At 44.6% G+C, this 24,476-nt stretch carries 24 protein-coding genes and 1 riboswitch; of the genes, 14 read left to right on the top strand and 10 right to left on the bottom strand.

Going from position 1 to position 24,476, the window contains the following annotated elements; all coding sequences use genetic code 11:
• Nucleotides 1–243: 243 nt before the first annotated feature.
• Nucleotides 244–1,713 (bottom strand): S-layer homology domain-containing protein, encoded by a 1,470-nt coding sequence (locus ACKA06_RS06035; protein WP_411159272.1) that lies wholly within the window; start codon nt 1,711–1,713, stop codon nt 244–246.
• A 243-nt stretch (nt 1,714–1,956) separates the two neighbouring features.
• Between ACKA06_RS06035 and ACKA06_RS06030 the strand changes: the two genes are divergently transcribed.
• Nucleotides 1,957–2,367 carry an STAS domain-containing protein gene (locus ACKA06_RS06030; RefSeq protein WP_411159271.1) on the top strand — a complete coding sequence of 137 codons (411 nt, stop codon included), beginning with the start codon at nt 1,957–1,959 and terminating at the stop codon, nt 2,365–2,367.
• A 44-nt stretch (nt 2,368–2,411) separates the two neighbouring features.
• Here the strand turns inward: ACKA06_RS06030 and ACKA06_RS06025 are convergent, their stop codons facing one another.
• The 4 genes from ACKA06_RS06025 to ACKA06_RS06010 all read right to left on the bottom strand — a co-directional run bounded on the left by ACKA06_RS06025 (nt 2,412) and on the right by ACKA06_RS06010 (nt 5,801).
• Nucleotides 2,412–3,005: an SCO family protein gene (locus tag ACKA06_RS06025; RefSeq protein ID WP_411159270.1), complete on the bottom strand. Its 594-nt coding sequence runs from the start codon at nt 3,003–3,005 to the stop codon at nt 2,412–2,414.
• Nucleotides 3,006–3,072: 67 nt separating this feature from the next.
• Nucleotides 3,073–4,074: an aliphatic sulfonate ABC transporter substrate-binding protein gene (locus ACKA06_RS06020; RefSeq protein ID WP_411159269.1), complete on the bottom strand. Its 1,002-nt coding sequence runs from the start codon at nt 4,072–4,074 to the stop codon at nt 3,073–3,075.
• A 199-nt stretch (nt 4,075–4,273) separates the two neighbouring features.
• Entirely contained in the window at nt 4,274–5,029 is a 756-nt protein-coding gene (locus ACKA06_RS06015; RefSeq protein ID WP_411159268.1) for an ABC transporter permease, read from the bottom strand.
• Entirely contained in the window at nt 5,013–5,801 is a 789-nt protein-coding gene (locus tag ACKA06_RS06010) for an ABC transporter ATP-binding protein (protein WP_411159267.1), read from the bottom strand. The genes ACKA06_RS06015 and ACKA06_RS06010 overlap by 17 nt, the downstream gene beginning before the upstream one ends.
• Before the next feature lie 211 nt (nt 5,802–6,012).
• Here ACKA06_RS06010 and ACKA06_RS06005 point away from each other — a divergent pair, with 211 nt between their 5' ends.
• Nucleotides 6,013–7,284 carry a hypothetical protein gene (locus ACKA06_RS06005; RefSeq protein WP_411159266.1) on the top strand — a complete coding sequence of 424 codons (1,272 nt, stop codon included), beginning with the start codon at nt 6,013–6,015 and terminating at the stop codon, nt 7,282–7,284.
• A gap of 54 nt (nt 7,285–7,338) precedes the next feature.
• Here the strand turns inward: ACKA06_RS06005 and ACKA06_RS06000 are convergent, their stop codons facing one another.
• From ACKA06_RS06000 to ACKA06_RS05990, 3 genes are read right to left on the bottom strand one after another with little or no spacing between them, the layout of a single operon-like run.
• Nucleotides 7,339–8,820: a DUF7305 domain-containing protein gene (locus ACKA06_RS06000; RefSeq protein ID WP_411159265.1), complete on the bottom strand. Its 1,482-nt coding sequence runs from the start codon at nt 8,818–8,820 to the stop codon at nt 7,339–7,341.
• A 6-nt stretch (nt 8,821–8,826) separates the two neighbouring features.
• The gene (locus ACKA06_RS05995) at nt 8,827–9,255 is read right to left on the bottom strand and encodes a prepilin-type N-terminal cleavage/methylation domain-containing protein (protein WP_411159264.1); all 429 of its coding nucleotides are present in this window, start codon (nt 9,253–9,255) and stop codon (nt 8,827–8,829) included.
• 4 nt (nt 9,256–9,259) lie between these two features.
• Nucleotides 9,260–9,700: a type IV pilus modification PilV family protein gene (locus ACKA06_RS05990; RefSeq protein ID WP_411159263.1), complete on the bottom strand. Its 441-nt coding sequence runs from the start codon at nt 9,698–9,700 to the stop codon at nt 9,260–9,262.
• Between the two features lie 244 nt (nt 9,701–9,944).
• Here ACKA06_RS05990 and ACKA06_RS05985 point away from each other — a divergent pair, with 244 nt between their 5' ends.
• From ACKA06_RS05985 to ACKA06_RS05970, 4 genes are all read left to right on the top strand, one after another.
• Nucleotides 9,945–11,324 (top strand): Glu/Leu/Phe/Val family dehydrogenase, encoded by a 1,380-nt coding sequence (locus ACKA06_RS05985; RefSeq protein ID WP_411159262.1) that lies wholly within the window; start codon nt 9,945–9,947, stop codon nt 11,322–11,324.
• Nucleotides 11,325–11,452: 128 nt separating this feature from the next.
• Nucleotides 11,453–11,608 (top strand): YfhE family protein, encoded by a 156-nt coding sequence (locus tag ACKA06_RS05980; protein WP_198259157.1) that lies wholly within the window; start codon nt 11,453–11,455, stop codon nt 11,606–11,608.
• A gap of 219 nt (nt 11,609–11,827) precedes the next feature.
• Nucleotides 11,828–12,046 carry a DUF1659 domain-containing protein gene (locus ACKA06_RS05975; protein ID WP_032086773.1) on the top strand — a complete coding sequence of 73 codons (219 nt, stop codon included), beginning with the start codon at nt 11,828–11,830 and terminating at the stop codon, nt 12,044–12,046.
• A gap of 38 nt (nt 12,047–12,084) precedes the next feature.
• Nucleotides 12,085–12,303, top strand: coding sequence for a DUF2922 domain-containing protein (locus tag ACKA06_RS05970; protein ID WP_058299179.1), 219 nt, complete (start codon nt 12,085–12,087; stop codon nt 12,301–12,303).
• A gap of 54 nt (nt 12,304–12,357) precedes the next feature.
• Here the strand turns inward: ACKA06_RS05970 and ACKA06_RS05965 are convergent, their stop codons facing one another.
• A complete protein-coding gene (locus ACKA06_RS05965; protein ID WP_411159261.1) occupies nt 12,358–13,050 on the bottom strand; it encodes a hypothetical protein in 693 nt (230 codons plus the stop codon).
• A gap of 505 nt (nt 13,051–13,555) precedes the next feature.
• A riboswitch (SAM riboswitch) is annotated at nt 13,556–13,662 on the top strand.
• A gap of 90 nt (nt 13,663–13,752) precedes the next feature.
• On the opposite strand from ACKA06_RS05965, the gene ACKA06_RS05960 reads away from it, so the two are divergent.
• The 8 genes from ACKA06_RS05960 to ACKA06_RS05925 all read left to right on the top strand — a co-directional run bounded on the left by ACKA06_RS05960 (nt 13,753) and on the right by ACKA06_RS05925 (nt 22,691).
• Nucleotides 13,753–14,766, top strand: a complete 1,014-nt coding sequence (locus ACKA06_RS05960) for a methionine ABC transporter ATP-binding protein (protein WP_411159260.1) — start codon at nt 13,753–13,755, stop codon at nt 14,764–14,766.
• Nucleotides 14,756–15,421 carry a methionine ABC transporter permease gene (locus tag ACKA06_RS05955; protein WP_064566900.1) on the top strand — a complete coding sequence of 222 codons (666 nt, stop codon included), beginning with the start codon at nt 14,756–14,758 and terminating at the stop codon, nt 15,419–15,421. The genes ACKA06_RS05960 and ACKA06_RS05955 overlap by 11 nt, the downstream gene beginning before the upstream one ends.
• A gap of 27 nt (nt 15,422–15,448) precedes the next feature.
• A complete protein-coding gene (locus tag ACKA06_RS05950) occupies nt 15,449–16,264 on the top strand; it encodes a MetQ/NlpA family ABC transporter substrate-binding protein (RefSeq protein WP_411159259.1) in 816 nt (271 codons plus the stop codon).
• 418 nt (nt 16,265–16,682) lie between these two features.
• Entirely contained in the window at nt 16,683–17,816 is a 1,134-nt protein-coding gene (locus ACKA06_RS05945; RefSeq protein ID WP_411159258.1) for an ABC transporter ATP-binding protein, read from the top strand.
• The gene (locus ACKA06_RS05940) at nt 17,813–18,724 is read left to right on the top strand and encodes a carbohydrate ABC transporter permease (protein ID WP_411159257.1); all 912 of its coding nucleotides are present in this window, start codon (nt 17,813–17,815) and stop codon (nt 18,722–18,724) included. Before ACKA06_RS05945 ends, ACKA06_RS05940 begins: the two co-directional genes overlap by 4 nt.
• Nucleotides 18,725–18,726: 2 nt before the next feature.
• Nucleotides 18,727–19,533 carry a carbohydrate ABC transporter permease gene (locus ACKA06_RS05935; RefSeq protein WP_411159282.1) on the top strand — a complete coding sequence of 269 codons (807 nt, stop codon included), beginning with the start codon at nt 18,727–18,729 and terminating at the stop codon, nt 19,531–19,533.
• Between the two features lie 79 nt (nt 19,534–19,612).
• Complete coding sequence (locus ACKA06_RS05930) at nt 19,613–20,959, top strand: ABC transporter substrate-binding protein (protein ID WP_411159256.1); 1,347 nt, start codon at nt 19,613–19,615, stop codon at nt 20,957–20,959.
• A 172-nt stretch (nt 20,960–21,131) separates the two neighbouring features.
• Nucleotides 21,132–22,691, top strand: coding sequence for an S-layer homology domain-containing protein (locus ACKA06_RS05925; protein WP_411159255.1), 1,560 nt, complete (start codon nt 21,132–21,134; stop codon nt 22,689–22,691).
• A gap of 157 nt (nt 22,692–22,848) precedes the next feature.
• On the opposite strand, the gene ACKA06_RS05920 is transcribed toward ACKA06_RS05925, so the two are convergent.
• Nucleotides 22,849–24,438, bottom strand: coding sequence for a TcaA 3rd/4th domain-containing protein (locus ACKA06_RS05920; protein WP_411159254.1), 1,590 nt, complete (start codon nt 24,436–24,438; stop codon nt 22,849–22,851).
• Between the last annotated feature and the right edge of the window lie 38 nt (nt 24,439–24,476).

The following is a 24,476-nucleotide window of genomic DNA, read 5'->3' as shown; positions in this document are numbered from 1 at the left end:
AAGAACGCCTTCGTGGCCAATTCGTCTTATGCCCCCCGCCTCTGAGCGAAGCCCTTCCGCTTTTCTAATAAGCTACTATTCCCGCAGGAGTCTTCGTCTTGCACTCCAATCAATCGCTAGAAAGGGCTAAACTCTAAATGCACTTCGAACAAATTAAAAACCCGAACTAATTTGCGCTATCTTTTGCAAATTAGTTTGGGTTTTACTTAGGCTAAACACTTTTGTTCCAGCCTCTTTATAATTCTATGGAAGCTGACGCACATTATATGAAGCGACAAAACCTTTGTGCCCCGTTCTCACTACTTCAACAGGATACCAGACAAACTGATTAGTGGATCTTGGATCACTGTCGTAAACAGGTGCCCCTAATATTTTCAGTTTTTCTGCAGAGTCCAAAGCAGTCCCAGCAGACTTTGTTGACGGTTTTGCTCGAAGGGTGGATCCTACATGGACGACTAGATCATCGGTATTAAAATAATGTTTGGACGGAGTGTAATCCGAATAGAAATTATAATGATCTTTTTTAAAAATAATATCCCAATTCGTATCTTCCCCATAATGGAAATCATCTACATTCATCGGGATATCAAAAATTTGTGGATCGACAAACCCATTTGCATTCATGTTGGCATATACTTTCATTTGATATGCATCGAAATTATTATCACCTGTGGCTTTATAAAAAGGACTGTTCTGGGCGACTGTCCCATTATAGGCCATAATAGCGAAATACCAGTTTTCAAGATTCATAGGATCCTTATCGCCAATTGTTGGAATTGGAGAATTCTTATATTTATCAGCAAGAATTTTTATTCCGCTCTCCAGATTGTAAAGTAGATTATTTTTTACTTTTTGTTCATCCAATTCAAAATCATGTGTAGTGATTTGCATTATGCCATAGCCTTTAACATCTGCATTGTCATCACTTTCGAGCGGCTCTCCGTTATCATCGAATTGCCTCCAGCCACTCTCAATAGAAGCGATACTCTTTACGACTTCCGGCGGAACGACTGTGTCTGATTCTAATGCAGCGTTGGTTATTAAACAGTTTACCGTCTGATTGTCTGGATTTGTTTTTGATTCTGGATTGTAACCACATGGGTAAACAGGTAGACGGTATTCATCTACAGTTGCTCTCGCTAGGAAGGCTGAGAACTCTCCGCGGGAGATAGGGTTATCTGGAAAGAAGTTCCCCTTCCCATTTCCTTGGGTAATACCAGATGCATAGAGTTGGCGAATCGCAATGTAAGAACGGTTTTGAATTGAAACGTCAACGAAAGGATTTATTTCTTCTTTTGAGAGTTCAAATGCTCTTGACATTATCAAGGCCATTTCCCCTCGAGTAATATTTTTATAAGGTTCAAATTTACCAGTTGGGTATCCATTGATAATACCCTTTTCCGCAGCGGTCTTAATATAGCCGGATGCTGGATTCGACTTTGAAACATCAGGGAAAGGTGTTTCTTGTGTCTCTTTACTAAAGTCGAGGATTCTTCCTACCATCACAGCGGCATCTCCACGGGAAATATTGTTCCCTGGCTTGAACTTACCGTCGGAGTAGCCATTAATTACATTATTCCCGCTTAAGTGCATTATGTAATCATAAAATCTGTAATCTTGGTTTACATCAGTGAAATCCTGAGCACTTGCAGAAGAAACACCCATTCCTAAGAATAGTGCACTAATCATTATTACTCTTATAATATTTTTCATTTTCATTCCTCCCCTTACTAGTCTAATAGAGATGGAATTGAATTGGAAGGAAAAGAAGTAAGATTTTAGCAGTGAAAGATGATTTTTATTTATCTGATTTCAGTCTGAGAATTGAGATTATAGACTTAATAACAAGCAAAATAATTTTAGGAAAAAAATCTCAAAATTTATGTTTGAACTGAAATGTTTATGGGTAAAAAATACTATCTGCGTTATTAAACCACAAAGATTGAGGTGCTTCGTATGAATCTTTCAACCAAGCAGGAAATGTGTTTCTTTTACCATCCGTCTTCCGGGAAAGATCTATTTATCAATATGGGCCACACTCGTCTTTACGATAAAAGCTTGAACATCGAGGCTTCTGTGCGGTTTGGGACAATGAAAGTGGTTCTGGCCGGGCATCTTGGTTCATCTACGATCGAAAAAATGGATGAGTTCTTGCTTGAATATAGATATTATTTTAAAAACTGCAAGGAGGTTTCAATTGACATCAGCAAGCTGGATTTCATTAATCAGTTTGGCGTTTCCGCTCTGATGGATCTAGTTTGTCTGCTGAAACACGAAGGTCTTGAAGTGTCCATTCGCCATTCTGAAAACAAGGCAGACCAGGTACTGCGGAAAGCCGGATTTTATGAATGGCTGCAGGAAATTTAGAAAAGCTTGATTCCCGTCCAATCGGGAATCAAGCTTTTTTGTTGTTAGTTTAGTTTTTCGATGTCTTTGATAATTTCTTCAAAAGGAGGTTCAGAAACGCCTTCATACTTATTAAGCAGTATGCCTGATTCACCGACCAGGAAAAAAGAAGTCGCATGAACGAACTGGTTCGAACCTTCCACCTTGGCAGCAGGGGTTTTAAAAGAAACGTTTGCAAACGATTCAATCTCATCACGGGTGTAGCCTGTGAGGAATGTCCAGTTACTGTAGTCTGCGCTGTGGCGTTTGCTGTATTCTGTCAGTGTTTCAGGTGTGTCCTCTTCTGGGTCAATTGAAATCGAGACGAACTGGACATCATCTTGCAGACCGGCTTCCTTGATTTTGTTTTGAAGCTTCGCCATATTCGCCGTCATCGGGAGGCAGACGGTATCACAATTGGTGAAGATAAAGTCTGCGATAACGATTTTATCCTCATTAAGTGCCGAAAGCTTCACAGTGTCGCCGTTTTGATTTATAGCCTCAAGCTCCCCGATTTCGACGCTCATCGGAAATGATTCTTCAGCATTTTTATTACCACAACCAACGAGTGAAACCGCAAATAATCCAGCCAGCACAACCAACCATAACCTCTTTATCATAATCTCCCCCTTACAACAAAGGTCCGTCCCTGCACCGTATTAAAGCGACGAGGGACGGGCCTTCAAATTAGTCGATGAATTGTGTATCGATCAGGTCTGTGAATTTTGGTTTTTCTTTCAGGAATTTCAGTTCGTATGATGAGTCGGCGAATGCCTGCACCGCTTCAGAGTCAACTTTATACGTGAATCCTATGCGTTCCCAAGCCTGGTCGACGACTTCTTTGCTCAATTCCTGTTTTGTTGTTTCTTTAATATCTTTGATCGTGATTTCTTTCGCTTCTTCAGGGTTTTCAGAGATGAACTCTGTTGCCTGTTTGTGAGCGTCCACGATGCTTTGGATACGGTCAGGGTTCTCTTTCACTGATTTGCCGGATGCTACAAGAACGGATGCCGGAAGGGTTTTTCCGAATGAAACTTCATCATGGTCGATGATGACTTTTGCGCCGGTTTCCTGCTGGATGACGGCTGCCCAAGGTTCTGGAGCGACGGCAATATCGACTTTACCTGACTTCAGCATCGCAGCATATTGTGCCGGGTTTCCGGTAACATGTTTCATCGTTCCACCGATACGCTGAGACTCGATGCCGTGCTCTTGAAGGAATGTCTCGACTTGAACGTCATGCGTACAGCCCACTGCAGGTGTGATGAATGATTTTCCTGTGAAGTCTTCGACGGATTTGACACCGCTTTGTTCACTGGCAAGCACGACCGTACCGCCTGTGGAGGCACCGGCGATGATCTTCACATCCGCACCTGTCATGTAGTTGTTCATGGCAGGACCCGGTCCGACAAGTCCGGCGTCGATGTCGCCAGTTTTAAGGGCGGTCATGAAGGATGAACCGTCAGGGAATGTCTTGTATTCGACTTTCGTGCCGTCCCCAAGCTGTTCCTCGAAGTATCCTTTATCTTTTGCCACCATTGCAGGGACGTGGTTAATATTCGGGAAGTAGCCGATGACGATCTTTTCTTTGTCCGAAGAAGATCCGGACGTTTTACCTGATGTTCCGCATCCGGCTAAAACACCGGTTAAAAGGAAGAAAATCGCTGTAAAAAGAAAGATTTTTTTCATTTTGTAGCCTCCTAATGGTTTTTATGGGTGAGTAACTGACTTTTGGTCAGGGTTTTCATTACGTTAATGTGTAAAGGAGAAGCGTTTATTATCAAAAAACGGAATATATTATCAATAACCAACCATTTATTATCAAAAATCCAATTATATTATCAAAACTGAAAATCCAGGCAAGCGGCCGAAAGAACCAAGCAACCGCCTAAGACTCCAGCCCCCAACGCTTCATAACCGACTTCTCAATCCGCTGGAAGATCAGCTGATCCACAATTGCCCCGACGACCCCGATGATGATCATCACCGCAATCACGAGACTCATATCGCCGAAATCCGATGCGTACCGGAGCGTGTAGCCAAGTCCCGGTCCGGTACTCAGAAGTTCACCGGCCATCAAGGCCCTCCACGCGAATGCCCAGGCAAGGCGGGAACCTGTCACCACATAAGGAATCGATGCCGGGAAGATGACCCGGATGAACAGATCCAATCCGCGCGATCCCATCGTCTGAGCGGCCCTGATGAATAGCGGCGATACGTTCTTGATCCCCATCCGGATATTCAGTGCCATGACGAAGGTTCCGCCTAAAATGACTACGAATATGACCGATTTTTCATTCAGCCCGAACCACATGATGGCGAGCGGGAGCCAGACGATGCTCGGTACACTTTGCAATGCAAGCAATACCGATCCAAGCGTGTCGTCGGCCGTTTTTGATTTTGCCAAAAGCACGCCGATGGAGGTTCCAATCAACAGGGAGATCCCCAATCCAATCAACAGACGTTTGAAACTTGCAATCAAATCAATGATAAGTGTTTGATCGGAAATCCCGGCAATCAGCGATTCAAAAACTGAAGTAGGGGAAGGGAGCACAACCTCCGTCCAAAGTCCGAACCGGGAACCGCCTTCCCAGAAAACGATGATGACTGCAAAGAAGATGATTCGTTTAAGAGCTGTGTTCATGGGCCAATTCCTCACTTATGACTTTGTCGATTTCCTTCTTCAGGTAGCTCATGATGTGCTCCTCGAGCTTTACCATTTGATCTTTATGAGCGTCCCTTGGGCGGGGGATCTCCACTTTGATATCAGCCAGGATCGTCCCGGGGCGTGTGCCCATTACGATGATCCGGTCTGATAGTTTGATGGATTCCGAGATGCTGTGGGTGACGAAGAGGACGGTTTTCTTCGTTTCCATCCAGATGGTTTCAAGCTGACCGTGAAGACGGGAACGGGTCTGTTCGTCGAGTGCGCCGAATGGTTCATCCATTAAAAGGACTTCCGGATCCATCGCCAGCGCCCGAGCGATTGCGACCCTCTGCTGCATACCGCCGGAAAGTTCGTGGGGATAATGATCCTGATAGTTTCCGAGCTGCACCATATGTAGATATTTTGCAGCCTGCTGCCTCGCTTCGGCTTTGGACATTTCTTTTTTCAGTGGAAACGTTACGTTGTCCCGGACGTTGAGCCAAGGGAAAAGTGCAGCCTGCTGGAACACCATGCCCCGGTCTTTTCCGGGTTTCTTGATCGGATTTCCTCCGACGGTTATTTCGCCGTTCGTCGACTTGGTAAGTCCGGCAACGATCGAAAGCAGCGTGGACTTCCCGCAACCTGACGGACCCAGTATTGATACGAATTCTCCCTTGTCGATTTCAAGGTTGATGTCCTTCAATACATCGACCGGTGTTCCGGTTTTATCATTATATTGTTTGTTCAGATGTTCGATTTGAATGAACAAATAATCACCTTTCCCTATAATTCATATTAATCTAATCGGAATTTAATGAATTTAATTATAGTATATTAGTAGGGATTGTCAAGGTTGCAAACATTTAAAAAATAATGGTATTGTCTGTTTTTAAAAAATATGGAAAATAATTTTAAAAAAATGAAATAAAAATCCTCCGGGAATCGTCTAATGTACAAAAGAAAAAAGCGGGGGGAACATGATGTTTAAAAAACGTAATTGGAAAGCTGTCGTATGGACAGTTGTAGGATTGGTGTTTTTATCCGGGGGGACGATGTTCGGTTTATCTCAAACTGAGAAGGTGAAAGCTGAAAAAGCATATGATTCATTGGAAGGAAACTTGTCTTCTTTATATGAAACGATGCAGACTAACATGAGTGAAGTAACGAAAGATGGAACTCTGACTCTGATGAACGAAGAGGAATTAGCATCTGCCCAGTTATCACTGAATGCCGCGGATGAACAAAGCTTGGACGGAGCAAATAAACAAAAAATTGAACAGGAATTACTGCCTAAATTAAAAGGGATCGAAGAGTACAACCGTATCGTTCCGACTGCCAATCAGCTCCAAAGCAGGATTAATACTATGGCTGGAAAAATAAAGAGTAACCCGCTCGATCAGGGTTTATCAAAACAGTTCACTTCCATAAAAGAAGAGCTTGCTGACTTTAAAAAGCAAACAGCTAAAATTGAAACTTCATCCATCAAGCAATACTTTCAAAACAGATATATGCCGCAAATCACCCGCTTAGAGGAGCAGGTGGCTGCATATCAACATGCTTCAAATCAAATCAATGAGCTGCAATCAATTGCCGATCAATTGTCGTTTTCAAAAGCTGAGTTCCTGCAAAAGGTTTCAGAGCTGTCCGGTAAAGTGGCCGAATTACCATACAGCGATGTGAACAAGGGGCTGCAAGAAAAAATCAACACTGTTTCGAAAACTTACGAACGCAACCAGCTGACTGCTATGGAAGAGAAGAAACGGATGGAGGAAAAAAAGAAAGCGGAAGAGGAGCGCCTTGCAGAAGAGAAAAGGAAAGCAGAGGAAGAAAAAGCTGCTCAGAAAGAATATGAAGAAATCTTTCCAATGGAATTTATCGAAATCTCCCCTGATGGTCATAAAATCATCAACAGCAGACAGCCATATAATGATGAAAGCTTCTATAAGTATGATGAAATAGCCAAAAAACATGGGGGAAGATATTATTACACTCCAAGCTCTGATGTAGCGGCTATTTTCAACAAGGAAAGAAAAGCGATTGCCTTTATTAACTATGGATTCTCAACAGGTTTGGAGTACAAAGAATTGTTCGTGGACCTTTATGTTTATTACACCGGGACCCCAAGAGAGGAAGCGTCAAAGCTGATTTCAAAGGTTATTGAAACAGGAAAACCTGTTGAAATTGGTGAGGGGAATGGAGAAGGCTCCAGGCTTAGCTTCGAAAATGGAAGATTGCATTATGGGATGTGGTAAATTGTAGGGATTATAGATAAAAAAACAGCTTCCTGTCGTACAGGGAGCTGTTTTTTATGGAGAAGTCTCCCGTAAAGGGTCTGATTTAATTAAATCATTCGGAGTGTCATTGCCGCTGTTTGACCCAAAAGGTACGCTTGATAAATCAAGATCCTCAAATTCAGCATATGCCCCGCCATCCGCTTCAAATGAACGGGACAGAATCATTCCTTTGACGCTGCCTCCGCCTGTGATCCTGAAGTCGGCAAAAGGTGCATAAAGTAAGGAAGAGTAAGTACGGGCTCCTCCTGAGATGGTCACTTCATCTCCCCCAGTGAATATATGACCCTGGAATCCCCCGCCACCGGTGAGCTCGATATCGGCTGTTTCTGCATAAACGGAACCGAAGATCTTTTGATTTCCGCTTAACTTTACTTTTTTAGAATCCTTTAAATAAATATGCAGCCGTTCAATATTTCCATTATTATTAATGGTGCTCCCGGACCCCATTGATATTTCGTCATTTACATAGAACGTCAAACTGCCCGTGCCGGTTATATTGATATGACCATTTTGAACGTTCAGATGATCAACAACAATTGCTTTGTCTGAATCCCCCACATTTATGTTCAAGGTATAATTGCTGCTTAACTTAATTTCAGAAAGAGAGGCATTTCCATTCAATTGCAGTGTATAGTTATCTGCCAGATAGTTGTCTATCAAAAGCCTCCCGTTCTTTACCACATCATGTTTATTCCACTCCGTACCAATTCTTTGGTCAGGATAAACAGGAAACTCTGGATAGGAAGGAAAGGGAGGCAATGTCAAAATAACAGGACTGTCCATCGGCAGGGGCTCCTCAATGTCCATATAGTGAGGGGCATCGATCGCTCCGTCTTCTGCGCCTTTCGGTACATAAATACTGCCGTTTCGGTGTGCTGCCCCGCCTTTGAAGGAAATCGTCCCCGATGAGTCCGAGTTGGTTCCCATATTCCCGCTGATGATTGCTCCTCCTTTAAGGGTAATGGTGGTGTCGGTATAAACCGCCATATCCTCGGGGATTGAAAGGCCCGTTTTTTCTTGCCAATTTACCGTGAATGGCTTTTCTACGGTTCTTGAGCGCTCACCGATCATTCCGATTGAGGTTATTTTATAGTTTTGTAGGTCGTCTTCTTCATCTTTATCATCTTCTTCTACCTTTTGAATGCTGACGGTGGCTTCTGGCTGTTCACTATAAACTGTTTCAAAAGAGTTTACTATTACAGGGCGTAAATATTCCCGATCCACAAAATCATTAAAATCAGAAAAAAAGTCTTTCTTATTTTCTGCGTTGTTATAAATATCTTGAATTGCCTTTTCGACCTCTCTCATGTGAATAGTTACCCCTGCTTCCGCAATATAATATGAAGCCTGGTGGGAGCGTTCTATGGAGTTTTGTTTGGCATGGTTGACAGAAAAGGTCAGCAAGCCCAGCCCGAGAACAGATAAAACGACCAATAGCATCAGCATAGAGGCAAGTGTCATTCCATCTTCGTTTGCCCATCTAAATTTTTTCATCCAGGTTTACTCCCTTATGTAAAGATTCGTAGATAGTGAGGCAGTCTTATTAAACTCGTTAGGCTCACTTTTAATCTTAATTGTAATTTCATTTCCGGTTCTCTTGATCGTGAACTCGGCAATCCCTTCTTCGATTACGATGTCGTCTCTATAAAATCTGTTCCCTTGCAGCCTGAACTCTCCATTCTGAGTCTTAATTTTATTATTGGTAATTGTTATTTTATCAGTTGGAGCAGTCCGGACCTCCTTGGTGATAACGTTCATTACATACCGTACATTGGCTTCGTGTTGAATCTGATCCGACTGACTGCTGAACTGCTTCTGACCAAATAGATGGGTGTTGCTGATTAACATAATCACCATGCTTAAAAGAGCCAGTACAGCCAATAACTCAACAAGCGAAATTCCTTTTTGATTTTTAAAAAGAGCTCTCATGTCCTTACTCCCATCTGTAGATCGTCTCCATTTGGGCCTCTAATTTGCTTTTGGTATCATCGGCATACACCTTTACAAGTACATTGGAGAGTTCATCATCGGGCTTCTCTATTAATAATTCTATATAAGTCCCGTCTTTATATTGTACATATTGATACCAATCATCTTGAGAACCTATAAATGTCATCTCATCCACATGGTTGACGGCCTCATTAAATTGGTACTCGGTAGTTAATTGATAGACGTTTTCCATGACAGTCTGTGCCAAATAAGTGGAATCCAGCATGTCCGAAGCAGCCTTCGATGAACGCATGGATTGAGTAAATATAGGTACAAAAGTAAGGATGATCAAAGAAAGTATGGCGATGGATGCAATGATCTCTACCAACGTAATACCTCGTTCAGAAAAAATGTCTTTCCACTTTACTCCCATTTGATCATCCATCCTCCTCTTTTTTCTTCTAATATTACTACTATAGTACCATATATTTCTAAAGTGTTGATGTCTCATAGATTTATAAATTTTGAACGTTGGACATCTTTTTAACTGTTTTACGGGAGTTTCCACCTTAATAATAGAAATGATAATGAAAACGCATTCTAAAAATGATGAGTTTCCGTTTTTCATCACTTTTATTGGGTAAAATTATACATATAGAACAAAATTACTAATAATCTGGAGGGGAAACATGATCAGTCAAACACGAGACATCGTTCAAAAATCATTGGATGCACTATTGGAAGACGAGCATTTTATGCCGGAATTGCAGGGGGAAGCTAGGAAACAGGCTTTTACATCACTGACGGCCATCCTGTCGACTCCAAATCATATACATAAGTCATTCCTGCGGGTCCCGCTTGAAAATGGGCGGGTCGACCGGATTCCAGCTTTCCGTGTTCAGCATAATAACGCCCTCGGACCCTATAAGGGCGGGATTCGTTTTCACGAGATGGTCAATGAGGATGAGGTAGTGAATCTTGCTTCGCTTATGACTCTTAAGAATTCTCTTCACGATGTTCCATTCGGCGGCGGGAAAGGCGGGATTATCATCAATCCGCGCGAATACACCGATAAAGAACTTAATCTTATTGCAAAAAAATATGTTCAGTATTTCAGTGACGTCATCGGTCCGGATAAGGATATCCCGGCGCCTGATATGGGCTCCGGCGAGCGGGAGATGGACTGGATGATGGCAGAGTACAAGAGCATTCACCCCGGCTATCCCTACAGGGGAAGCTTCACCGGGAAGAGCGTGATCAACGGTGGTTCATTGGGACGCCGTGAAGCCACCGGAAAGGGTGTTTATTTTACCCTTCGCTATATGATGCATGATTTTATTAAAAATCAGAAGAATCTGCTGGCGAAAACGGATAATGTGTTTGCCAAAACCGCATTGAAATATGAAAACAAGCCGTTGACCATCTCCGTCCAGGGATTTGGAAACGTAGGATCGGTCGCGGCTCTCGAGGCCTACCAATCCACTCATCTTCAGAATAAAGTGGTGGCTGTGAGTGACCGAAACGTCACGCTTTATAATGCAGACGGACTGGATATCCCGGCACTGGTCGAATTCACGATGAGGAATAAAGGAGATCTCCCGGTAACCGATGATCAGCTGAAGGAGATTGATGTGAAAGCAGATATTTCCGACAGGGAGGACGTTCTGTACCTTGATGTGGATGTCTTGATCCTTGCTGCATTGGAAGACCAGATCCATAAGGATAATGTTGAAAAAGTGAAGGCAGGCATACTCGTCGAGGGAGCGAACGCTCCGGTCACAACAGAGGCGGATGAATACCTCAGTAATAAAGGAATCATCATCGTGCCGGATATCCTCGCTAATGCCGGCGGAGTCATCGTTTCCTATTTCGAATGGCTGCAGGGCAGGGAAACCCAGTTCTACTCGGAAGACGAGGTATTCAGACTGTTATTTGAAAAAATGCAGACAACGCTCGATACGGTTCTGCCGCAGTTCTTCGGGGATCCATTCCCGCTGCGCCAAAACTGCTATATCCACTCTGTTACGAAGCTGTCGACGATTTTATATAGGCAAGGAAAGCTTTACTGAATTAACGCGTAGAGGGACGGGCCTTTAGTAAGCTAAAGGCCCGTCCCCCTTCCTATGTTTAGGTGAGTGTCTGCTGGGTAAAGGATTTGTAGAGAGACATTAATATCTTTGAAAGGAGAGATTTCAGCATGGCAGAACGACATGCGAAGAAGCTTCCCTACAAAGGGATTAATACGGAGAAGAATAATGGACTGACGGATACGCAGGAAGTACTTTGGGCGAAAGAGTTCAAGAAGGCGACGAAGGCCGGGTATCCGGAAGAAGTGAAGAGTGATCGTGAATAGTGGAGTGACGTTAAAACCCTCTTATAACCGCATTTTAAATGTGGTTATAAGAGGGTTTTTTATTGTTGGGAAATTGGAGAATCAAGGTCGATTAGGCAAAAATGGACGAGCCCCACCCTTATTGATACTGCTTATGGAATTATTAATGAAAATGTTTTTTCTTAGGTGTCCTTTTCCTCCCCCAATCCCTATATAAAAGGTGAAAGGAGGTGAGGCACAATGGCAACAGCGGATTTGAAAGGAACGAAGCTGAGATTTGCATATAACGACGGGATGGATGAGAAAGGCAACCCGAAGTACAAGTACAAATCATACAGCTACATCAAAGGTTCGGCCACTGCAGATGAGATGCACAGCGCGGCTCAATCACTTGCAGGACTCTCCGAGAAAAACTTATTCAACGTAGAAAAGATCCAAAACTTCGATATCAACGCATAATGGGGGTGGAATTTTTATAGAAAGGAGGGGATTTTAACATGGCAAAAGTACTTGAACTTGAATTCAAGACAGAAACCGGCAAAATAGCGAAAATCAGCGTCAACGATCCAATCGACCCGATCGATACCGTCCAGGTGAAAGCAGCAATGGACAACCTTATCGCAACCGGCGTATTCGGAAGCTCAGGCGGCGCACTGGTAAGCGTAGATGGCGCACGCGTGGTAGAACGTAATGTAACAGACTATGAAGTCTTATAATAAAAAAAACTCACCTGATTTGTTCTTCAGGTGAGTTTCTTCATGGATAGGAGCCTAACGCAGCGGCACCTCAAATGTTTCCTCATCCATCTTCACTTGGAGTACTAAAGGTTTATCCGTTTGGGATACTGGTTTTGGCACCTGGGCGTAAAAATGGACCTTGCTTTCCGTTAAAGCGTCGACGCTGGACAGTGTTTTAAATGTATTGCCTTCCTCTGTTTCAGCAGCACCGTACATGTCAAATTCGTGCTTGCCGTCATAAGTCAAATAAAAGTTTATCGGGGACAACGGTCCATCAAAGCTGACTGAATCAGTTGTGTCATTTGAAATGGTTCCAGTCATATGTAAGAAGATTTCAGAATCACTGATGATTTTCCTGTTAGACATCGAGTCTTCAGGGTCTGCATTGGAAGATTTGAATTCGGTAGTGAATTCAGCTTTATCCAGCGTGATAATGACTGAATCGTCATCGTATTTAAATACCTTCTTCTCATCCAGGATGTTTTCAGAAGGCTGGGCATCTTGATCTTCCTCTTTTTCAGTTGATGCTTCAAACACTTCGCCTTCACTTTCATCTTCGCCTGCAACTTCAGCGCTTTCATCCCCGTCGGTATTTTCCATTGAAACCTTTTCGTTATCTTTGTTTTCAGCATTGGCATCCCCAGAAGATTTCTCCGAAGTTCCGCAGCCTGCAAGCAAAAGCATAAGTACTGCAATCAACATTGCATTCAGTCGTATCATTTTCATCAATCCTTCAGCTCCCATAGTTAATAGTTTACTAGTAAACAAGCAAAAAGCCCCAACTAATTTAACATATATTCCCTTATTCTGCTAGATTAAAACATCTATTTTACTACAAAATGAAACTTTATAATCATGCGTGATTAGGTCTTTGTATTCAGTTGCGCACAAGGTTATCTACATTTTAATTAAACGTTTGTTTAAACCTTCAAAAGGCTGTCCCATCAAGAGTTTGAGATGTTAATCAAACGTTTGATTAAAAAGATAAAGGTGCCTTAAATGGGAGGAATGATTTTAGCTCAACCCAGCTTTTGATTGGAGTGGAAAGCGAAGCCTTCCACGGAAATCAAAAGCGGTATACAAGGAATTATTTTTGGAGGGGGATTTTCTTTTAACCACAACAAAGAAATCGCTTACATAAAAAATCAATTCAAAATCCTTTATTGACTTTCCAAAACAAACCATATAATATCACCTATAAGATTAAAAACTCAAACAATTAAATATTTTCAAATTATCAAGAGCGACCGAGGGATCAGGCCCTGTGACGTCCGGCAACCTCCATTTATGGAACGGTGCTAATTCCTGCAGAATGGGTTTCATTCTGAAAGATAAGTCGATGACATAAGCGCGATGCTTCTTTCAGTAATTGAAAGAAGCATTTTTTATTTGGCAAACAACATTGAAAAAAGAAAAGGGGTGTGAATGATGATCAGAATCAACAATCTAGTAAAAGAATACAAAACAAAAAAGCAGACGGTCCTCGGTGTGGATAATGTCTCCGTCACCATTGAAAAAGGGGAAATCTTCGGTATCGTCGGCTACAGCGGGGCGGGGAAAAGCTCTCTGATCCGATGCCTGAACTTACTGGAAAAACCGACATCCGGGGAGATCATCATCGACGGTCAGGACCTGACAAAGCTGAATTCCAGGGAACTCCGACTCGCACGTCAGAAAATCAGCATGATCTTTCAGCATTTCCACCTCATTAAAGCGAAAACGGTGTATGAAAATCTCGCTTTTGCTTTGAAAGCAGCCAGGGTGCCGAAGTCAGAAATTGAACCAAGGGTGACCGAATTGCTGGAGATGGTCGGACTTAGCGACAAAGCTCAAGCCTATCCCGCACAGCTGAGCGGCGGCCAGAAACAGCGCGTCGGAATCGCCAGGGCACTCGCAAACAACCCATCCGTCCTCCTATGCGACGAAGCGACCTCAGCACTTGATCCGAGTACAACAAAGTCGATCCTAAAACTGTTAAAAGACATCAACAAACAGCTTGGGCTCACAATCGTCCTCATCACGCACGAAATGGAAGTCGTAAAGGAAATCTGCGATCGGATGGCCGTCATGCAGGACGGGAGAATCGTGGAGGAAGGCCCCGTGTACGACTTGTTCGCAAACCCGAGACAGCCGTTGACAAAACAGTTTATTGAAAATATCCTGCAGTTCGAACTGCCGCCTCACCTATTGAAGAGCCGGACAGGCAAGCTGATCAAAATCCAGTTCAAGGGTTCGATTGCAGAGGAAAGTGTGGTTTCGGAAGTGTTTCAAAAATACAAGGTACGAGGCAATATCCTTCACGGAAAAATCGAATATATCCAGGAAACGCCGCTCGGAATTTTCATCATGGAGCTGATCGGCGAAGAGTCCGAAATACAGGCCGCCATCCGTTATATAACGGCTAAAACACAAAGTCTGGAGGTGCTCGACCGTGCTGCCTGATTCTTTGACTGCGATTTTACCAGAATTGAATAAAGCATTCCTCGAAACCATCTATATGGTCGGCATTTCACTGGCCATCGCGATCCTGATCGGCCTTCCGCTCGGTATCCTGCTTTTTGTGACAGACAAAGGATTGTTCCTGCAGAACGGCTTCATTAAAAAGATCGTCGGCTTCGTCGTCAACATGGTCCGCTCGATCCCATTCATCATTTTATTGGTTGCACTACTGCCGCTTACTAAACTACTGACGGGAACGACGATCGGGCCGACAGCTGCCTCCGTATCACTCTCTGTGGCGGGGATCCCGTTTTTCGCAAGAATGGTAGAGACCGCCCTTCGCGAGATTGATAAGGGAGTCATCGAAGCATCGGTGTCGGTTGGGGCGAGTCCATGGATGATCATCAAGGACGTCCTGCTGCCGGAAGCGAAGCCGGCCGTCATCCAGGCCGTCACGATCACAACCATCAGCCTGGTCGCATATTCCGCCATGGCCGGGATTGTAGGCGGAGGCGGTATTGGTGACCTTGCTATCCGTTTCGGCTATTACCGCTACGACAATACGGTCATGATTACCACGGTCGTCGTGCTGATTTGCCTTGTGCAGCTCATCCAATATACAGGCGACATTTTTGCAAGAGTAGTAGATAAACGATAATCAAAACATTCAGGGGGAAGATTTCAGATGAAAAAATGGTTTTTACTATTAGCAGCAGCATTGACTGTCAGCCTGCTGGCAGCATGCAGTGGAGAAGAAGCAAGTTCTGAAGATAAAAAAGAAATCACGATCGGGGCGACATCCGGTCCTTACAGCGACATGGTCACAAAAGCCATCAAACCAGGTCTTGAGGAAAAAGGATACACCGTTGAAGTGAAAGAATTCAGCGACTACATCCAGCCGAACAATGCACTCGCTCAGGGGGATCTTGACGCCAACCTGTTCCAGCACAAAATCTATATGGAAACATTCGCAGAGCAGCACGGTATGGAGCTTTCAGAAGTCATCGTGGTGCCGACTGCACCGATGGGGATCTATTCAGAGAAATTTGATTCTCTCGAAGACATCAAGGAAGGCAGCGCCATCGCCATCCCGAACGATCCGACAAACGCAGCCCGCGCATTCCAAATCCTCGTGGATGCTGAGCTGATCACATTGAAAGAAGGCACGGATCCGCTTACAGTATCTGAAAAAGACATCGATAAAAACGTTAAGAACCTGCAATTCAAACCGATCGAAGCGGCTCAGCTTCCAAGAGCAGTTGAAAGCGTAGACCTATCAGCAGTTCCGGGGAACTACGCACTTGCGGCAAAAATGGATCTCCTTGACGCGCTGCAGCTTGAGAACATGCCTGACCAATACCGCAACCGCGTCGTTATGAACACGAAAGACGTTGATTCACAGCTTGCAAAGGATATCAAAGCAGTCGTGGAAGCAGACGAATTTGAAAAAGTGATTGATGAAGAGTTCAAAGGTTTCGGGAAGCCGGAGTGGATGGAATAATTGCATACTTTAGTATAGTGAGGGACGGGCCTTTAGTAAGTTAAAGGCCCGTCCCTCACTGCGTTACCGTCTTAAACATCGCAAGTTTTGTTCATACAACCCCTTCTTCCCTCATATACTTTTCTCACGCTGGAATTTTACTTCCATATACACCTGACAAGTTCATACATTTGTGTAGAGACCCGGAGAATCACATCATGAGCTTAGGCGCACCTAGGTTATGTTTGTGATTCTTTTTATGTGCGGAACGGTTTGGAGTGTACCGGGTACACCGTCGACATTTTGTACCAGGTACCAAACCAATGAAATGTACCAGGCACACCAGCGCCGCATTGTACCAGGTACACCCTAAAAAGCAACCCACAAAATGAAAGCGCTAATATACCAACACCGTTTGTTAAAGAAAGGGGAAGAAGATGTGAAAAAAGTTGAACTCATTGACGTATCAAAATCCTACGACAAGAAGAATGAAGTCATCTCCAATATCAATGTCACCATCGAGCCTGGCGAATTCTTTGTGCTGGTCGGGCCGTCCGGCTGCGGGAAGAGTACGATGCTGAGGATGATTGCGGGGCTTGAGGATATTACGGCAGGTGTCCTGAAGATTGGGGACGGGGAAGTGAATAATTTGCCGCCGAGCAAGCGGAATATTTCGATGGTTTTTCAAAATTATGCCCTCTATCCCCATTTGTCCGTTGAGGAGAATATCGTTTTTGGCTTGCACGTGAAGAAGGTCCCGAAGGCGGAGAGGAAGGCGCGTTGTGAAGAGACGGCGAAGATGCTCGGCCTCTCCGATTATTTGAAAAGGAAACCTCGCGAGCTTTCCGGCGGGCAACGGCAGCGGGTGGCACTCGCCCGAGCCATCGTCAACCAGGCCCCGATCTGCCTGATGGATGAGCCGCTCTCCAACCTCGATGCTAAACTGAGAGCGCATATGAGATCGGAAATCAGGCAGATTCAAAGAAAACTCGGGATTACAATGATCTACGTCACCCATGATCAGGTCGAGGCGATGACGATGGGGGACCGGATCATGATCCTGCATGACGGGGAGATCCAGCAGATCGGGAAGCCGATCGACATTTACAATAACCCTGCCAATCCTTTCGTGGCAACCTTCATCGGTTCTCCGCCGATGAATATCGCAGAAGCGGAGTATGACACAGAAACGTCGCGGCTCCATTTTGGAACCGACGGCAACTTAACCATTCCAAAAGAAGATGAAAAATTCATGAAATCAGGCCGCATCATTGTCGGCATCCGCCCTGAACATTTGAAAACCGCCACAAAAGAAACCAAAGATAGCGACAAAATCAATGTTGAAGTCATCAATGTCGAGGTGCTGGGGAACGAAACGATTTTTTCATTCATGCTTGGTGAAAAAGAATGGATGGCCAAATGGACCGGCCAGTGGCGGATCAATGTGGGGGACGTAATCCCAGTTGTCATCAACTACGAATCCCTCTGCTTCTTTGACAGTGAAACGCAGCAGATCGTCAAAACCCCGACGGATATCGAAAACTATATGTTTGATCAGGAGGTGCTCAAATGAAGGCCGGCCCCAACGCAGCACCGGCAAGCCTGTGGAAAAAGTCCCTGAACGTCAGGACCGCCATGCTTTATCTGTTTCCTTCTATTCTATTATTTGCTGTTTTCATCTTTTATCCGATGTTCCGGACGCTGTATCTAAGCTTTTTCCTGACCGATCAGCAGGGGAATGCCGCCTTGTTTGTCGGACTTGAAAATTATGCTTATCTTCTCGAATCGCCCGAGTTCCTGAACAGCATCAAGGCGACCGTCCTGTTTGTGCTGTATACCGTCCCGATCGGGATCATATTGGCCCTTTTTCTCGCACTCATTGCGAATGAAAAATTGAAGGGCATCGGTTTTTTTCGGACAATGTTTTCATCTTCAATGGGGATTTCGGTCGCAGCTTCATCCGTTGTCTGGCTGTTTCTGTTCCATCCGAGCGTCGGGATGTTCAACAGACTGCTGAGCCACCTGCATCTCCCGCAGGTGCAGTGGCTGCTCGATCCCGAATGGGCACTGATATCCGTGTCCATTTCGACGATCTGGCTGAACACAGGATTCGCCTTTTTAATCCTGCTCGGCGGACTTCAGAACATCGATGAGTATCTCTATGAAAGCGCACGGATCGACGGGGCGGGGTATTGGTATCAGCTTAGGAGGATTACGATTCCAATGCTGTCGCCGACGCTTTTTTTCATCATCACGATTTCCCTGATCAATGCGTTTCAGACGTTCGGTCAGATCGACATCCTGACCAAGGGGGGACCTTCGCAGTCTACCAATCTCATCGTCTACTCGATCTACCGTGAAGCGTTCATCAACTATCAATTCGGTACGGCGAGTGCGCAGGCCGTCTTCTTGTTCATCTGCATTTTGATCGTGACGATTCTGCAATTCAAGCTCGGGGAAAAGAAGGTGCATTATCAATGAGTATGGGGAAGAAATTATTGCTTTATGTCCTGCTTGCGGTATCTGCATTCCTTGTGTTTTTCCCGGTGCTGTATGCGTTCATGATCAGTTTCATGACGGGGTCGGAAATCCTTCAGGGGAAATTCCTGCCGCAGTCTTTTACTCTGGAAAACTATTTCAAGGTGTTCGAGCGGCTGCCGCTCATGAATTACCTAATCAATAGTTTCGTCGTGTCATTCGGCGTCATGCTCGGTCAGCTCGTCGTCTGCAGCATGGCAGCCTACGCTTTCGTTTTCATCCCGTTCAAAGGAAGGGATTTCATTTTCTTCTTATTCATATCGACAATGATGATCCCGTGGGAAGCGACGATGATCCCGAACTTCTTTACGATTCAAAAATTGGACTGGATTAATACGTATCAAGGGCTGTCGCTGCCGTTCTTCGCATTGGCATTCGGGACGTTCCTTTTGCGCCAGCATTTTAAAACGATTCCCAAGGAACTTCATGAAGCGGCACAGGTAGCGGGATTGAGCAGATTTGCTTTCTTCTGGAGAGTGATCCTTCCCGTTTCAAAAACCAGCCTTGTCACTCTCGGGGCCTACGGATTCCTGACGACTTGGAATATGTATCTATGGCCGCTCCTCGTAACGACCAATGACTCGGTCCGAACAGTTCAAATCGGCCTGAAGCAGCTGCAGACTCAGGAGATGGCGACCGAATGGGGAGTCGTGATGGCAGGCGTGATCATCGTCATCATCCCGACCCTGTTGCTTTTATTCCTCGGACAGAAGCAGCTGCAAAAAGGACTTACTCAGGGAGCTTTGAAGTAGCGGTGTTTCACATGCCTGCTGCTCTGAAGCGAGCGCAGGCATGTTTAAGCATAATTAACAAAAAGGGGTGTTACCGAAAATGAAAAAGAAGCTGAGGATGCTGTTTGTTTTTAGTGTGCTGGCTGCGATGCTTGTCACTACGGCCTGTTCGAACAGTGAAAGTCAAAAGCCTAAAGACGATGACGGGGAAAAGAGTTCGGGACCTGTGGAAATCAACTTCTGGCATGCCATGTCAGGTGCCGGTCAGGAAGTGCTTGATGGAATCGTCGCAGATTTTAACACTTCACAGGATAAGTATAAGGTCAATGCTGAGTTTCAGGGGACGTACGAAGAGTCCCTGACAAAACTGAGGAGTGTCGGCGGTACCGAGAATGCCCCGGCGATCACCCAGGTCTTTGAAGTCGGGACGAAGTACATGATCGAAAGCGGCTTTATCGAACCGATGCAGACGTTCATCGATAAGGATAATTATGACGTCTCGCAGCTTGAGGAGAACATCCTGAACTACTATACCGTGGATGGAAAGCTGTATTCGATGCCGTTCAATTCCTCCACGCCAGTAATGATTTACAACAAGGACGCCTTCAAAGAAGCGGGGCTCGACCCTGAAGATCCGCCGCAAACCTTTGAAGAAGTGAAGGCGGCTGCTGAAAAGCTGACGAAGAAAGATGAGCGCTACGGATTCTCCATGCTCACATACGGCTGGTTCTTTGAACAGCTTGTCGCCACTCAAGGCGGGCTATATGTAAATGAAGAAAACGGCCGCGAAGGGGATGCGACGGAGGCAGTATTTAACGGGGAAGAAGGCATGCGCGTCTTCAAGTTCCTCGATGACATGAACAAAGCCGGCACATTCGGCAACTACGGAACGAACTGGGATGACATCCGTGCCGCTTTCCAAACAGGTAAAGTCGCCATGTACCTGGATTCATCCGCAGGTGTAGCGAACGCAATCAACAGCTCCCCTTTCGATGTGGGAGTCGCGTTCATTCCATATCCTGAAGAAGTGGAGCGCCAGGGAGTGGCCATCGGCGGAGCGTCCCTATGGATGTCAAAAGGGATCTCTGAAGAAAAGCAGGAAGCCGCATGGGAATTCATGAAATACCTGCAAACACCTGAAAGCCAGGCGAAATGGCATATCGGAACAGGCTACTTCGCCATCAACCCTGCCGCATATGATGAAGATATTGTAAAGCAGGAATGGGAGAAGTACCCGCAGTTCAAAGTGACCGTCGACCAGCTGCAGCAGACAAAACCGTCTGTCGCGACACAGGGAGCATTGATTTCCGTATTCCCTGAATCACGCCAGCAAGTCGTGACGGCCCTGGAGAACCTCTATCAGGGGACCGATCCGCAGGAAGCACTGGATCAGGCAGTGGAAGGGACGAACCGGGCGATAGAGATTTCGAATAAGACGAAGCAGTAACGAAAAATAAGCAGTGAGGGACGGGCCTTTAACTTGCTAAAGGCCCGTCCCTCACTATGTTTGAGTTGGATTAAATTACCTTTATATAAATACCAATAACTACTATCCTAGTAACCTTTATCATGATATGTTAAAAAAAGATTACAATTTCATGACGAAGGAGAAAAAAGAGTTGAAAAAGCCATTTTTTTATTTCCTAATGGTTATCATGATGGTTTCCATCATACAGCCTGCAGCCCCTGTAAAAGCGGCTTCATTTACAGATGTAAAAGGGTTTAAAGATGAAATAGGTTATCTAACGGACTTAGGTATCATTCGCGGGTTTCCGGATGGTACGTTTCGTCCCGACAATTCAATTACGCGCCTACAAGCTGTACTTATGTTAATGCGTGAAATGAAAGTAGAAGAAACAGACATTCCAGACCCTGGTTTTAATGACGTCAAGCCTGGTTCTGCCGGGTATCAAGAAATAGCGGCCGCTTCTCACTTAGGGATTATTTCTGGTTTCTCTGATGGGAGTTTCAGACCGGGAGGAACCCTGACCAGAGCCCAGATGGCAAAGATTTTGGTGAATGCTTACCAATTATATGGAATCTATCCTTATGGGTTCACTGATGTCAGTGAGAACTATTGGGGTACGGAATTCATCAGCCCTTTAGCGGCAAACAATATCACAGTTGGTTTTGATGATGGCAGCTTTAAGCCGGACCTGGCTATTACAAGAGCTCAATTTTCTGCTTTTATGTCCAGAATATTGGAGCCTGAATTCCGACCATATAATCCACTGGTGAAAGACACTATACTCGAGATGTTATTTGAGATGAAGCTGCTGGATTATGATGTCCATCCAACCAAGCCAATCATCTATTTCCTGGATGGCGTTGATAATGTAGTGGTTGCTTTTAACTATGAGACCTACGAAGATCATATTGTTAAACTGCCTCTGCCTGCTGAAAAAATGGACTACGCCAATGGTAAGTTGTATGTAACTCAACTTAAACGTGCACATAGTTCATATTGGTGGGAAGAAGAGCAGGAAGGGGCGGTGGCCGTGGTTGATGCTGAGTCAATGAAGTATCTTCACTCCATCAACGTCGCAACCGATCCTTTTGATATTGCGGCAGATGACGAAGGAAATGTCTTTCTTACTTCCGGTTCCGGACAGCATGTGAACATAAAGAGCTACAATAGTACCACCGGTGAAATGCTCAGCGATGTTCGTGGACCTTATGAGAAATCATACATTGAGATGCATCCTTCCCAGGATCGAGTTTATCTGATCGATACTACGGTATCTCCAAGAGACCTTGAAGTGTACCCAATCAGTGACGGCAAGCTTTCAGCAGGAAAGGATTCTCCTTATCATGGGGACTACCCTTTGACAACCGATCTGACCATACCTGAAGATGGAGGTTACATTTTTAATGGAAGCGGAAATGTTTTTTACTCTTCCATGACACCATCAGCCGACATGACATTTGCAGGTAAGCTGGATAGAGGATATACAAGTATTGCATTTGATGTGCCTAATAAGGAATTCTATACGTCAAACAAAAATACATTTGTTCAAGCTTATAACTATGATACATTCCGGCCGAGCTATCAATTGGAGACGTATGGTAATGTGCAGAAACTAATTTATCATCATGATGCTTTGATCTCTTTGACGGAATTCAAGCCGAAAGGTACGCCAAAGACTTTAATAGGAATGGAAACGATTTATTTTAAGTAAGGAAGAGAAATACTGCCTCCTTTTAAAAGAGGATGGCATTTAGTCTAAGTAAAACCCGAACTAATAAGCATGGTCCAAATTAGTTCGGGTTTTTTATGGTTATCTGAATTAGTGCATTTGGCTTTTTTCCGTGCTATCAATACGGTCATCCATTTCCCTAATGCTCCTCCGAATCATACACAATCCATTCCCCAGCCTCTTCATCATACTCACAGTAGTATGTGTAATGGTAGGCTTTTAGTATGGTTTCTGCCGCATCGGGGTCGGCAGGATCGTTCCAGCTACTTGCATATAGCTCTTCGACATCGATGCTGGCCTTATATGTGCCATTTTCTTCTTGGACATCTAAGGACTGTTCGTCAAAAATCATATCTTTTAAATAGCCGCCATAAGTGATGCTTCTTTTTTCCAAATTCTTGACTGTTTTAATATTGTCTTCGAGCTGCTTTCCTTTTACGTTTCTTAAAACAGATGAGTCTACGCGTGTAATCGATTCAATATAGGATGTATTGTAGTTGATGATATCGCTTGTCAAATCATCCTTGAGTACCTGGCTGCTGGCAATCGGAAACTCCAATTCAATCGTTTCAGATGCCGAGGCCGTCGCTTCCTTACTATAAACATGTTCCCACGGATAACTATATTTCCCGCTTACAACAACAGAATCCCCTTCGGACACGGGTCCGATCTGCAAGGAAGAATCTTCGATCGTGCCGTACGGTTCCCCGTCCAAGTAAACTTCCGCACCTTCAAATTCGGACGTTACGGTAATATACTGCTCATCAAATAACAGCGGGATGGGCACATCGGAATCTTTCCATATAAAAAGAGACATCGATGTTTCGAGTTCTCTCCATTCTCCATCTTTAATTGCTTTGAACGTAAACTCTCCCGGCATCACGTTTTCGATTACCCGCGATTCCTTACCCGAAGCTGGAACTTCCTTATCATTCAGGAACACTTTTGCATCCGGATCCGTATCCAGTGTGAACGACACAGGAATCAATGCGGCTGTATATTGATCGATGAACAGCCACTTTTTTTCTGGGGATTTTTTTAACTGAATTAAAAAAGGGTCATTAGGAGCAGCTGATACAATGGTTTTCTCCTGCATTTTGATGTTCTCAAGCAGTTCATCATAAATCTCTGAATCAGAATGAAGCTGTTCCAAAAAATCCTGCAGTGCATCTCTGGTCAGCGGGATATCAGATGCTTCAGACAGTAATCCCTGCAAGGTGGGGGCATCCTTCTTTTCCAGAGCTTCAATTAAGATGTCGGTCGTATGGGAGGGATGGGAAGCATCTTTTACATAGAAGTATCCGTATGTAGCGCTGCCTGCCAGGAGAATCGCAAAAATAATCAGGGAAATCATGAGTGGCCGGGGTTTCTTTTTGTGTCTGGTTGGGGGAGACTCAGGTTTTTCCGGCTGGCTGACTACCGGGACTCTGCAATCAGCACAATAGGATTCAAATTGAGATAGCGCTGTCCCACAATTTTTACAGTAGCGTTTTGAAGGTACTGCGCAGCGTTGACATTCTTCATCCCCATTCAGGGCCTCTCCACACATCTTGCAAAAACGGCTTTCGACTTCAAAAGAATCATTCACGGAACATGTTGAACACTCATCACCTTCCATCAGGTTCCCGCAATTCTTATCGGTTTCACTTGGAGCAGCCGCCTTTCCACAATGACTGCAAAACAACTTGCCTTCTGAGAGTGCCTGCCCGCATTGTTTACAGAACTTCATCATCCTCACCCCTGCTGGTTCATTTTTAAAAGCCCCTT

Source organism: Rossellomorea oryzaecorticis, from assembly GCF_045897515.1.
Taxonomy (GTDB): Bacteria; Bacillota; Bacilli; order Bacillales; family Bacillaceae_B; genus Rossellomorea; species Rossellomorea enclensis.
The sequence above is the reverse complement of the archived record's forward strand: the minus strand, read 5'-3'. Positions and strand labels throughout refer to the sequence as shown.

Excerpts from the sequence above, each read along its gene's own strand:
- ACKA06_RS06035 (WP_411159272.1), bottom strand. The coding sequence starts at position 1,713 with ATGAAAAATATTATAAGAGTAATAATGATTAGTGCACTATTCTTAGGA.
- ACKA06_RS06030 (WP_411159271.1), top strand. The coding sequence starts at position 1,957 with ATGAATCTTTCAACCAAGCAGGAAATGTGTTTCTTTTACCATCCGTCT.
- ACKA06_RS06025 (WP_411159270.1), bottom strand. The coding sequence starts at position 3,005 with ATGATAAAGAGGTTATGGTTGGTTGTGCTGGCTGGATTATTTGCGGTT.
- ACKA06_RS06020 (WP_411159269.1), bottom strand. The coding sequence starts at position 4,074 with ATGAAAAAAATCTTTCTTTTTACAGCGATTTTCTTCCTTTTAACCGGT.
- ACKA06_RS06015 (WP_411159268.1), bottom strand. The coding sequence starts at position 5,029 with ATGAACACAGCTCTTAAACGAATCATCTTCTTTGCAGTCATCATCGTT.
- ACKA06_RS06005 (WP_411159266.1), top strand. The coding sequence starts at position 6,013 with ATGTTTAAAAAACGTAATTGGAAAGCTGTCGTATGGACAGTTGTAGGA.
- ACKA06_RS06000 (WP_411159265.1), bottom strand. The coding sequence starts at position 8,820 with ATGAAAAAATTTAGATGGGCAAACGAAGATGGAATGACACTTGCCTCT.
- ACKA06_RS05995 (WP_411159264.1), bottom strand. The coding sequence starts at position 9,255 with ATGAGAGCTCTTTTTAAAAATCAAAAAGGAATTTCGCTTGTTGAGTTA.
- ACKA06_RS05990 (WP_411159263.1), bottom strand. The coding sequence starts at position 9,700 with ATGGATGATCAAATGGGAGTAAAGTGGAAAGACATTTTTTCTGAACGA.
- ACKA06_RS05985 (WP_411159262.1), top strand. The coding sequence starts at position 9,945 with ATGATCAGTCAAACACGAGACATCGTTCAAAAATCATTGGATGCACTA.
- ACKA06_RS05980 (WP_198259157.1), top strand. The coding sequence starts at position 11,453 with ATGGCAGAACGACATGCGAAGAAGCTTCCCTACAAAGGGATTAATACG.
- ACKA06_RS05975 (WP_032086773.1), top strand. The coding sequence starts at position 11,828 with ATGGCAACAGCGGATTTGAAAGGAACGAAGCTGAGATTTGCATATAAC.
- ACKA06_RS05970 (WP_058299179.1), top strand. The coding sequence starts at position 12,085 with ATGGCAAAAGTACTTGAACTTGAATTCAAGACAGAAACCGGCAAAATA.
- ACKA06_RS05965 (WP_411159261.1), bottom strand. The coding sequence starts at position 13,050 with ATGAAAATGATACGACTGAATGCAATGTTGATTGCAGTACTTATGCTT.
- ACKA06_RS05960 (WP_411159260.1), top strand. The coding sequence starts at position 13,753 with ATGATCAGAATCAACAATCTAGTAAAAGAATACAAAACAAAAAAGCAG.
- ACKA06_RS05950 (WP_411159259.1), top strand. The coding sequence starts at position 15,449 with ATGAAAAAATGGTTTTTACTATTAGCAGCAGCATTGACTGTCAGCCTG.
- ACKA06_RS05940 (WP_411159257.1), top strand. The coding sequence starts at position 17,813 with ATGAAGGCCGGCCCCAACGCAGCACCGGCAAGCCTGTGGAAAAAGTCC.
- ACKA06_RS05935 (WP_411159282.1), top strand. The coding sequence starts at position 18,727 with ATGGGGAAGAAATTATTGCTTTATGTCCTGCTTGCGGTATCTGCATTC.
- ACKA06_RS05930 (WP_411159256.1), top strand. The coding sequence starts at position 19,613 with ATGAAAAAGAAGCTGAGGATGCTGTTTGTTTTTAGTGTGCTGGCTGCG.
- ACKA06_RS05920 (WP_411159254.1), bottom strand. The coding sequence starts at position 24,438 with ATGAAGTTCTGTAAACAATGCGGGCAGGCACTCTCAGAAGGCAAGTTG.